Raw genomic sequence first — 10,402 nt, forward strand, 5'->3', positions numbered from 1 at the left:
ACTCACCAATACGAACCTTACCTAGGCATTCAATGCGAAGTCTCCTGGCTATCCTATCTGCGATTGCACTTCTGGTCGGAACTGGATGCAATTCCGCGTCCGACAAACTATCGAGCGAAAACCAACTTCTGCCAGACCGGGAAGACACTGGCAATCGACAGAACCCTGAACTGGAAGACCTAGTTGCGTCAGTGAGAAATGCGCTGGAATCACGCGAGGCCGATAGACTGCAACGACTTTTCTACACAGAAAGCCAGCCTGAAGACCTAACAGCAGTATTTCAGCAGCAAATCAAATCGCTGGTCCACAATGACAAACTTGCACTCAGGGAAATTCAGGTTTGCGAATTTGCGGAACATGAACCCGATCCGCCTTTGCCAGGGGAATTCAACGGATCCAAACTCGAGTTTCTCCGGCCACCTACCCACTGGATAATCGCAAACATGGGCGGTGTTGATGGCAAGGCGACAATTTCGCTAGAGCTGACATTTCCAGCAACCAAGATCGAAAATCACTGGATGCTGTTGGGATCTCGATACGGCGAAGAGTGAACAATCCGATGCACCCGAGTCGCCGAGTCGGGCGTTTTGAAAATGGATGATTGCTCGCGGCGACCGGGTGATCGGTGACGTTCTGCTATCGATTGATCGCAAATCGAAAACCCATACACACCACCGAGCAATCGAGAACGGGAAGTCGACGACGCTTCCGAGCCGCAACCAATGTCGTGGATCGGGGCGATTGTGATCGGTTGCGTGATGTTCGTCGTCCTCGTGGTTGGGCTCTTCTGCGTTGTTGACCTTGTGATTACATGGGGCGACCCAAAGGGTGGAGCGAGCGGAAATCTGCCGCCCGCCTTAACCACACCGGAGCGTGTAGCAAGGTCGGTGCCCGCACTCGTCATCTTGGCGATCATGTCTGGAGTCCTGTTGCTGTGGTGGAGGGCTCAGCGAACTGCGTGATGCCGGCGTGGTTGCTATACTCAACTCCGATGTTTGCCAGCTACAAGAAGCAGAACAATGACATGCACGGGAGCACGGCTTGCAGCGTTTCTCGCAATGGACAGTGAACACTCCGTGCCCCGTGATGTCCGACGTTATCCTGCTAAATGATGTTGATTTACCATTGCACGTTGAAACTCGACACCGGCGAGGTCGTAGCTGAAGACGTGACAGTGGATATGCGATTCCGCGAACGATCGACCAAGCAGCCTGACATGGCTTCGTTGTGGTACGGAACATTGATCCCGAAAGCCGAACTGAAGATTAGACGCCATGACCTGTTCGTGCTAGAAATGCCCAGCTCTTTCGGTGGTGTGCTTCAGATCCAACGCGTCTCCGAAGAGTCTGAGCACGCGGCCCAAACCATTAAGTTCAATGGAATGGGCGACCGTCCACAAATTGAGGATCCTCCAATTCATGAATCGGCAACGAAAACATGCGATGAATGCGGATCGAACTTCTTCCCGCCTGCTTCAAATATGGATGGACTTTGCCCTGAATGCGAGCACTATCTGTATGGCTACGACAATTGCGACCACAGTATTGTCGGCGTCTCATGCGAAAAATGCGGGTGGGATGGATCTGTTTCCGACTATGTCACGTCACTAAAATGACTGTTGCTCGAAAACGCAGGATAACAAAGCCGTGAACCGGAGCACTCATTCACGCGGCAACTGAAATTAAAGTCTTCCGTTCGTGCCCGGTTACGGCAGACGTTCCCCGACTGAAGCCTTCCTCGTGAACGAAGAGCGACGCCCAATCTGTATCGCTGACTTATTGTGGCTGTGTGCGTTTGTGGCATTCGTGCTGGCGTGCGTGGTCCCTGCGTATCAATACGCATCAGATGCCAACCGAAATGCCGCCTCAATCCCGTATGGGTTAATCGGACCCGTATGCATGTTCGCAACGGTCGGCGTCCTCGTCCTCCCAATTCTTCACTTGTGGCTCGGCGTGACTCTTGTTCGGTCGCGCGGGTCAATTGTCACACGGTTGATCGCTATTGCTATACTGCTAGACGCGATTCCATCTGGATTTGCATCGGCGTCCATCGGCCGGGCGTGTGCAATGCAGATGGCTGGCTGAGAACTGACCTGCGACTCGTACGGGTTGCGGAAGCGGGGAACCATCCCGTGCACCGGAGCCGGGCTTGCGCGTTTTCACAAATGGACAATCAACTTTCCCGGCCTGGTGACGGGTACCGTTCGCCAATCAAGACTGTGGTTTGAACCCCTACGCAACGCATTGTGCCGAAACTGACTTGAGGAATCGTGGAAATTCGCGACTGCGGACGACTGCCCTGTTTGCCCTCATCATTGCAGTTCCATCGCTGATTGCCTTTGGTGCTTTTTTAGTCTGGTTTGTGATACAGATCATTACCGGGATCGGTACCGCAATGGGTGACGCATTGACGTCCCCCGAATTCGAGGCGGAACTTCAACGTTCTTTCTCGACCGTATTGCTTGTAGAATTCTTAGACGTGATGCTTCAGGGATGGCAACAGTGCCAGGAGATGTGGGACGCAGCAACTGCGTAGCGTTTTCCCGGCAACCTGGGCAAGTCAATTTCGTGGCGAACCATCCGATGCACCCGAGTCGCCGAGTCGGGCGTTTTGACAATGGAAGATCTCTCGCGGCGACCGGGTGATCGGTAACGTTCTGCGAATGAAATCAAAACGCAGCTTCAAAACGCTAAGCATTCGATCGGCACTACTTATGACGGTCTGTGTCGCTGCCGGATGCGCGTACACACGACATTTGATCGTGGCTGGTGAATCCAATCGCAAATCAGAACAATCGGTCCTCGACGCCAACGGACGAAACCTTTTGCGTGTGAGCAATTCGGACATCTACGAGGGGCCGCTCTTGCTTCCTGAATCCATTGCTGATTTACTGCCAGACGTTTTCCTTCCTGCCCTCTACGGTATCACCGAAGTCGATATCACACTCGGATCCGTGGACGCGAATGACCTTGCGGATATCTCGCAACTTCCAGACGTAAGGGTCTTGCGCCTGGGGCCAGTCATACGTCCGCCGGAGTGCTTGCCCATAATCCGTGACATGAAACAACTTGACACGCTTGTTATCACGGACGATTTTGGGCACGATTTCGACAGTTCAGTTGTTTCATTTTTTGAAACACAGTTGCCGAGTATCAACGTCATCGACCAAACACAATACCGCAGAACCATGCGATGATACGGAGCGGCGGTAGTCGCTGTTTTGGCAGAAGTAGGTCCGTTCGCCGCCGCCCGCATATCGCTACCGTTCTGCCATGGATGATGCATGAAACCGTTTGCTGATTTGACACCTGACGACATTCGCAACCACCCCGTGTGGGAATTCTGCAATGACGTTGAATCCAAATTCGGCGACGAAACTGTCATCCGACCGGTGAATGCCATACCGGTTTCCGACCTTGGCAACCGCGTGGTTGGGACGACACTGCAATTTGCAAATGGTGACTCCGTTGATGGCATCCTGGGCAACATCGACCTTAACGATCACACGCAAACGGAGCACTTCGTTGCACTAACCTTGTACCGTGATGACGGCAAACTGTTCCATTTGGCCCGGTATCATGACTTCAACATCGACACTCACGGCCCAAACGAATGCGCTGCTTTCTTCGGCCTCGGCATCGCGGACGTGTTTCCAATCACCTACGATATCGGCTCTGTCGCCATCGGTGTTCCGGCTTCGATTCGTCGCGAGATACATGCTCAGCCGACGCGACGTCTCGATGACGACGAGTTGATGCGGATGGCTGTTTCTGGCTGATGCGACCACAGAAGGCAGAACAATCCAATGCACCCGAGCGGCGAAGTCGGGCGTTTTCAAATGGACAATCTCTCGTCGCCGCCGGGTGATTGGTGACGTTCGTCGATACATCGTACTTCGTCAATTTTTCACGTGTACGCATGAAGACCTGAACAATGAAACTTTCCATTCGCGACATGCTGTGGTTTACAACCACGATAGCGTTGGTCGTGGCGTTAATCGTGACTTCCCGACGACACGCGGCCCACGTTCAATCTCTCAACAAGCGAATCGCCGAGGTCGAACAACAATCCATCGAGCACCAGAACGAATTAAAGCTCGCTGAGACAGCCTGGAATCGGTTGTCCGCAAAGAGGAATAAGATCCTCGACGACCAACACCAAGAGATTCTATCCTTACGGAATTTACTGAAGCAGTCCCTGGGGGACCAACGCAAATGGTTTGAATTGCAGGTGCAGGGAAATCGGATTATTGCAATTGCATCTGCAACCTCCGAATCCGCCAAGGTAACAACTCGCGTCGTGGATCTTGCTGAAAGGAAAACAGGATTAGATGGGCGGCGGCTTCGGCACTTCCTAACACCGATCAAACAGCTTGAACTTGCGCCCTGAATAGCACGACGAACCAAGCGTTGGACGCGGAGCCGCCGATAACGCGTTTTGACATGGTTGACTGGGTTGGCGGCGGCCCGGTCAACGCAACCGTTACCCGACTGATGAGAATGGCCATCAATCAGGACAGATCGATGCACTACGAAGAAACGCCTAACGAGAAAAACAAGAAAGAACAGGGAAACGAGTATGAGACACAGTCTGTTTCACCACTTGTGTGGAACACAATGATGGGCGGAGTTGACGGTTTACTGGAAGAGCTGCGAAATGGTGCGGACATCAACGAAACAGACAGCGAAGGATACACACTGCTGCACTGGGCCGTTCAAAACTGCACGATTGATGTAATCAAGGTGCTAATCGAGAAGGGAGTGCGAGTGGACGCGAAGACAAGTACTGGGGAGACCGCTATAGATCTTGCTCGAAAGTACGGAAACAACGACGCCAAGACATTCTTCGAATCCTATCGAAAAGGTGGGTAACAATCGGATGCACGACGAGTCGCCGAGTCGTGGTTTTTGAAGTGGAGGATCGCTCGCGGCGACCGCGTGATCCGTTCCGTTCCCCGGCTGAACATCTACTGGAGACTCGAACGTAGTGCGAACGCTAGCCGTTGGTGACATTCATGGCTGCTACCGCTCGCTTGACGCGTTGGCATCCTTCGCGGCGTTTGAATCTGACGACAGAATCATCACGCTTGGCGATTATGTGGACCGTGGCCCTGATTCACAACGCGTGATTGAATGGCTTATCGATCGACACTCAAGCGGTGGACTGATCCCGCTCCGAGGCAACCACGAGTTGATGATGCTTGCGGCTCGGCAATCCGAACGCCATCTCGACGAATGGCTATCATGCGGCGGAGACGCTGTTCTTGCTGCATACGGGACGGATCAGCTCGACAATATCCCCGACGCCCACTGGCACTTCCTCAACAAGTCGCTGCGATCACACTATTGCACGAAAACGCACTTCTTTGTTCACGCAAATGCGTACGCTGAGATTCCGATTGATGAACAGCCGGACTTCATGCTTTATTGGGAATCATTCGGCAATCCCACTCCGCATGAATCTGGGTTGACAATGGTTTGCGGTCACACACCGCAACGCGATGGTGTTCCGCTGTCCGTTGGACACGCAATATGTATTGACACTTGGGCATGCGGACGCGGCTGGTTGACTTGCCTTGATGTTGACGCTGGTATCTGCTGGCAATCTAATGAATCTGGCTCAACTCGACGCTTTTGGCTCGATGAGGGACCGTAGATGCGGGGAACCATCGGTTGCAACGGAGCGGCGGTGGTGGCCGGTTTCGCAGTGGCTAAGTCGCTCGCCGCCGCCCGCTGAACCGTAACGTTCGTCGTGTCGGCGCGCGGTGTTGCGCTGTCCCTTTCAATGCTCAACGATGCGCGGTCAATTCCCTCGCCCGAAGTTGCGCGGGCGATCACAATTCTCGAAGATGCGCAGACGGAGCGTGCTCGGCGGAGCGCGGACGGGCAATGCTCGAAGATGCGCGGTCAGATTGCTATGTTCTAAGATGCGCGGTCAAAGGTTGCTCGGCCCTGCTTTGGAACATAAACTCGACGGGTGCGGGAGATTCCTTCGATCTCCGTGCCACGCTGCCCAAATAGACACGACGAACCATGCCGTGCACCGGAGCACGGCATGGCGCCAATACACATGGAAACCACATTGGCCGTGCCCGGTGACGGCCGACGTTATTCGAATGACTCATGCACGCATCGGAGCGTGACTCAGCACGACATGTGTTGCTAGACACCATGCTCGTTCAGCATTCGATTCAGGTCCCGAGCAGGGTCCATCCCATGCTCGCATGCCGGTTCGAATTGTGCTCGACGTTGCCGTTCGAACGCCCACGCAACTTGCCGCGTGAACGTCACGAACTTGATACGATGTGTTTTGAACGACGCAATTGTTTCGACGTCTCACAGGATCGCGGTGCGCTCGCCCCCGCACGAACCGCGTGTGAACGAATAACAATTGCGTGCACACTGAGCGGTGGTGGAGACCAACCTCGCTTTCCAATCACACTGACCGCCACCGCCAGGTGACGCTGAGCGTTCTGCTATTAGAGAGATGCACGACTTCGAATCCTGGGAAGATCATTGCCATTTTCACGACCTGCATGATTACGCTGGCCTAGTGGCATACTGCAGGGAAGAAGTGAAGCGTTCCCCGGACGATCTATATGCCGCTGAGCGTCTACTTCAGGCATTTGTGCTAAACGGCGACTACAACGACGCAATCAATTTTGGGGCGACATTGGAACGGGATCACCCCGGCGTGGGGATGTTTTCGCATCACATTCTTGACGCGTTGTTCGCACTCGGAAAAACGGAAGCGGATTTCGACTGGAGCGAACCGCCAAGTATCGTACGGCTCGATCGTGGCGTCACGGATGATTGCTACGCATTCCTCCGCCCAAAACGCAAACCTCGAACACTGTTTGATTTCCACACCGAACTTTGGCTGCATCATTACGTAGCGTTCTCGGATGATGAGCTGTTACACTATCTGCAGCGGGATGAGCGATTCGTCGTGAACGGTGACTCGCCTGTGAACGCGGAGATCTCCGCCGCTCGCAAACGCAAGAAAGCAGAACAATGACATGCACCGAAGGACGCGAGCCGAGTGGTTTGGCAATGGCAGAGTCTTTCGCGCGTCCTCGGTGATGTCCGCCGTTCGCCGACTGAAATCATATGACGCTTGCTCTGTTTGATCATAAAAGAAAGCGAATCACAAAGGCATCGGTGGACTTCGATGGTGACATCATCATTGGTGAGTTCTACTCTGATCCTGAGCAACGCCAAGTACACGACTCGCCTTACGACTTGGTCTTCACGATCAACACTGAAACCGTCTTCCCGCGGACGAAGGGTTTGCCCGCAGTGCTTCCGATCATCTATCGGATGCGAGACCCAGACTTTGAGCACTTCGCATATCGCATTACCGCAGATACCACAGTTGTGATACCTGGTTCCGGGGAAACTCATGACTACTCGGAATCCAGATTGGCCGCCAACCAACCGCTTGTCGGCAGCAGGGTGCCATTCAACCCGAGAAAAGCAGAAGATGCGATGGCCTGGGCTGGTGTCTTCTCGCTCGACGGGTTGTCTCGCGCTGAGATGCGGCGTGCCATTGAGATCGCTGACAAGCGATGGGGCGATGATTGGAGCGACTATATGATTGTCCCTTGGTCGGAAAACACCCCAAAAGCGAAAATGCTTCGCCTGGAATGGGGTGAACCGTTCGGGCAGAACGCTTCGTTCGGATGCCCGTCGCTCGACAATAATTGTCACCGTGGACTTTTCGGCACTGCGACTCTTCCGCTCATGCTCTACGACAAATCACCGTCCATGAATCTGTTTGGCGACTTCAATCCGCAGCTGATAGTGACTTATTGCAGTCGTTGCCGTACCATCGGTGTCGAGAATCAATGCGACTAACACGATCGGGCTCTCGATTGCGGCGAACCATGACATGCACGGGAGGACGGCTTGCGCGGTTTCTGAAGTGGAAAGTCTTTTGTCCGTCCCCCGTGATGTCCGCCGTTCCCCGACTGAAGCTTCTTGGATGAAACGAATCGACAATGCGACCTTCATTCGCTGCGATTTGGATTCGATCGCTCACCAAATCGGAGCTTCACACACTGATTAACGACGTGAAGGCTGGTGACCAGGACGCGATAGCTCGCGCGACTGCGTTCGTGTCCGCCGAGAGCTTCGGGATGTGGCACAATCGGGCTCGTGCAAAACTCTGCCGTTACTTCAAGAACCACCCGCCATCTCCTGATCAGTGCCGCCGAATGGTCGATGCGATCATCAACCGACTCACCGATGGGCGGTTTTCCGAGCAATTTAAAGACCAACTCTCGATGGCGATCCGGCTTGCTCCGGATGGAATGGCTGATGCCGCGGCGTTGGCATCTGGCTCTGAACGGGGCTATATTCGACGATACGCGACCTGGGTTCGCAACACGCTCGATTCGTCGGAAACGACCCAGGATAGCGGGGAACCATGACATGCACGGGAGGACGGCTTGCGCGGTTTCTGAAGTGGTTAGTTTTTCGTCCGTCCCCCGTGATGTCTGACGTTATCCGACTGAAGCAATGCGATTTCGACTGTCAACGCTTCTCCTGATCACCGCCTGTATCGCGCTTGCAATCGGATGGTCGGTTGATCGCTACACCCACCGTGTTCCTTCTTATGAGGAGCGTCTTGCGGATCACGCCCGTCTCGCCGGAACACTCGCGGACGTTAGCCGTTTGCACCAGTTCAGCGATCATCCACAGGGTTACATCAATCGCGTTCCCGACATGTTGTTTGTTGTCTTTGTCGACCTATTCCGAAACCGAGAGCTTTTCGCACGCACCTACGGACCAATCGGGAACTTGAGGCACATTGACGATGCAACGCTACATTGGCTTGGAAACGAAACGCTGCGTAGAATCGATATCACTACCCTTTCCGATTTCGAGGCAGAGCTGACCGCATCGGGACTCGGCACGCCCCAATACTACGACCTCTACACTGCCGATGGATCACTGAAACCGGAGCTTGCGAAATTCGTCTCCGAGTGCTTCAATGCAACGGACGTATTGCCTGCAGTGAAAGATGGCGGATAACCATGGCATTCACACTGAGCGGGGCTTGCGGCCGAATTTGAAATGGACAACTTTACTCTCCCCGCCCGGTGATGCCCGCCGTTCGCCGATTGATTTGCTTGAACGACAGGACATGGCTCTACCATCCAATCTCGCCGATACGGTCTTGGAGCATGTTGGTCATCAACTGATCGCGCGGCCTTACTACGGCTGGGGCTGGTCACGGTTTGAAAGTGACGATGGCGACTGGACGTCCTTTGACGTTCCGCCTCAATTTCACTTTACGGTTCTTGAGTATTTCGATTGGAACGAAGAACGGCGGGGCGGAATTGGTAGAGTGACCGATACGGCAAGCCAATTTCACAACTTGTGGCTCATGTTCTATACTTACCACTCCGGCACGTTTGACTTCCACGACTGTGTTGGCTCGCACTACATACGGCTGGGTGGAGAGCGACCTTCTCTCTATCCACCTGAGTCGAATCCGGAGATGGCTGCGGCTTGGCCACTGCCTCGCTTCGGGACTGTGCGCCAGTATTTTGGCCATGCACGTATTGGTGATTGTCATGAAGTCATCGCTCCATTTTTCAACTAACGTCACACCGCGAAGACGGGGAACCACCACATGCACCGAAGGACGCGAGCTGTGCGGTTTGGCAATGGCTGAGTCTTTCGCGCGTCCTCGGTGATGTGTACCGTTCCCCGAATTGATCATGGACACTGAACTGTTTGCATCACGCCTTGCGTCGGATGACCGTCGATCACAGTGGTGGGCTGCCGTTCAACTCATGAACGCCGGGCCGGAAGCGAGCGTTCACCTCCCTCGCCTTCTCGACATCTGCGACGGGATCGATCTCGATGCCGATCTATCGACCCACAAACACTGGATCACGTTCTACGCTGCACGCGCATCTGGGCGGATTGTTCAAGCAATAGGCTATGATGGCGAGATCGACCTGCACAAACGCGTTTTTGGTTGGATCGCACGGCTTGCGTCGCACCAAAACATCGAGCGTGCAATCGGCGGAATTTGGGGGCTCGCTGACCTTGGCGCACCACCCTCCGCGACCGTTGAAATGCTAGTCGACTTTGTGCTAACCGACGCACGACGCGACCCGACCGGCAAGCACACCGCTCGTTCAGTTGCGTTTCGCATGCTCGCTAGAATCGACCGTGAATTGGCCATCCACTATGCCGACTCCGAGGCATGTCGCGAGTTTCTCGCCGATGTGCGTCGTTGGTCAGGGGCTGATCCCGAACGTGCTGCCAGTCCAAACGGTATATTTACCGAAGCTGGTTGGTTGCTCACGGAAATTGGGGAACAATGACATGCACCGGAGCACGGCTTGCAGCTTTTTTGGCAATGGACGATCAACCTTCCGTGCCCC

Annotated in this window: 13 protein-coding genes; all 13 read left to right on the top strand. The window is 54.2% G+C overall.

All coding sequences use genetic code 11. The annotated features are described in order from the left end of the window. On the top strand, positions 1-183 hold a 183-nt coding region (locus RE6C_RS32970; protein WP_236618328.1), incomplete at its 5' end, for a hypothetical protein. A gap of 925 nt (positions 184-1,108) precedes the next feature. Further along, a complete protein-coding gene (locus RE6C_RS32620; RefSeq protein WP_008659012.1) occupies positions 1,109-1,615 on the top strand; it encodes a hypothetical protein in 507 nt (168 codons plus the stop codon). A 1,047-nt stretch (positions 1,616-2,662) separates the two neighbouring features. Continuing rightward, positions 2,663-3,196: a hypothetical protein gene (locus RE6C_RS18680; RefSeq protein WP_144054824.1), complete on the top strand. Its 534-nt coding sequence runs from the start codon at positions 2,663-2,665 to the stop codon at positions 3,194-3,196. An 87-nt stretch (positions 3,197-3,283) separates the two neighbouring features. After that, positions 3,284-3,778, top strand: a complete 495-nt coding sequence (locus RE6C_RS18685) for a hypothetical protein (protein WP_008659016.1) — start codon at positions 3,284-3,286, stop codon at positions 3,776-3,778. Positions 3,779-3,933: 155 nt separating this feature from the next. Next, positions 3,934-4,389, top strand: coding sequence for a hypothetical protein (locus tag RE6C_RS18690; RefSeq protein ID WP_039962527.1), 456 nt, complete (start codon positions 3,934-3,936; stop codon positions 4,387-4,389). Between the two features lie 53 nt (positions 4,390-4,442). Continuing rightward, positions 4,443-4,871 carry an ankyrin repeat domain-containing protein gene (locus RE6C_RS29550; RefSeq protein WP_008659017.1) on the top strand — a complete coding sequence of 143 codons (429 nt, stop codon included), beginning with the start codon at positions 4,443-4,445 and terminating at the stop codon, positions 4,869-4,871. 115 nt (positions 4,872-4,986) lie between these two features. Next, entirely contained in the window at positions 4,987-5,655 is a 669-nt protein-coding gene (locus tag RE6C_RS18700) for a metallophosphoesterase family protein (RefSeq protein ID WP_008659018.1), read from the top strand. Positions 5,656-6,573: 918 nt separating this feature from the next. After that, the gene (locus RE6C_RS18710) at positions 6,574-7,017 is read left to right on the top strand and encodes a hypothetical protein (protein ID WP_236618329.1); all 444 of its coding nucleotides are present in this window, start codon (positions 6,574-6,576) and stop codon (positions 7,015-7,017) included. Between the two features lie 92 nt (positions 7,018-7,109). Further along, positions 7,110-7,856, top strand: a complete 747-nt coding sequence (locus RE6C_RS18715) for a hypothetical protein (RefSeq protein ID WP_008659022.1) — start codon at positions 7,110-7,112, stop codon at positions 7,854-7,856. Positions 7,857-7,999: 143 nt separating this feature from the next. Beyond that, positions 8,000-8,431 carry a hypothetical protein gene (locus RE6C_RS18720; protein ID WP_039962531.1) on the top strand — a complete coding sequence of 144 codons (432 nt, stop codon included), beginning with the start codon at positions 8,000-8,002 and terminating at the stop codon, positions 8,429-8,431. 88 nt (positions 8,432-8,519) lie between these two features. Next, positions 8,520-9,035: a hypothetical protein gene (locus tag RE6C_RS18725; RefSeq protein ID WP_008659025.1), complete on the top strand. Its 516-nt coding sequence runs from the start codon at positions 8,520-8,522 to the stop codon at positions 9,033-9,035. Continuing rightward, complete coding sequence (locus tag RE6C_RS18730; protein ID WP_144054825.1) at positions 9,025-9,609, top strand: hypothetical protein; 585 nt, start codon at positions 9,025-9,027, stop codon at positions 9,607-9,609. The genes RE6C_RS18725 and RE6C_RS18730 overlap by 11 nt, the downstream gene beginning before the upstream one ends. Positions 9,610-9,727: 118 nt before the next feature. Further along, entirely contained in the window at positions 9,728-10,342 is a 615-nt protein-coding gene (locus RE6C_RS18735) for a hypothetical protein (protein ID WP_008659026.1), read from the top strand. The last annotated feature ends 60 nt before the right edge of the window (positions 10,343-10,402 follow it).

Origin of the sequence: Rhodopirellula europaea 6C, assembly GCF_000338295.1 — a bacterium.
GTDB classification, from domain to species: domain Bacteria; phylum Planctomycetota; class Planctomycetia; order Pirellulales; family Pirellulaceae; genus Rhodopirellula; species Rhodopirellula europaea.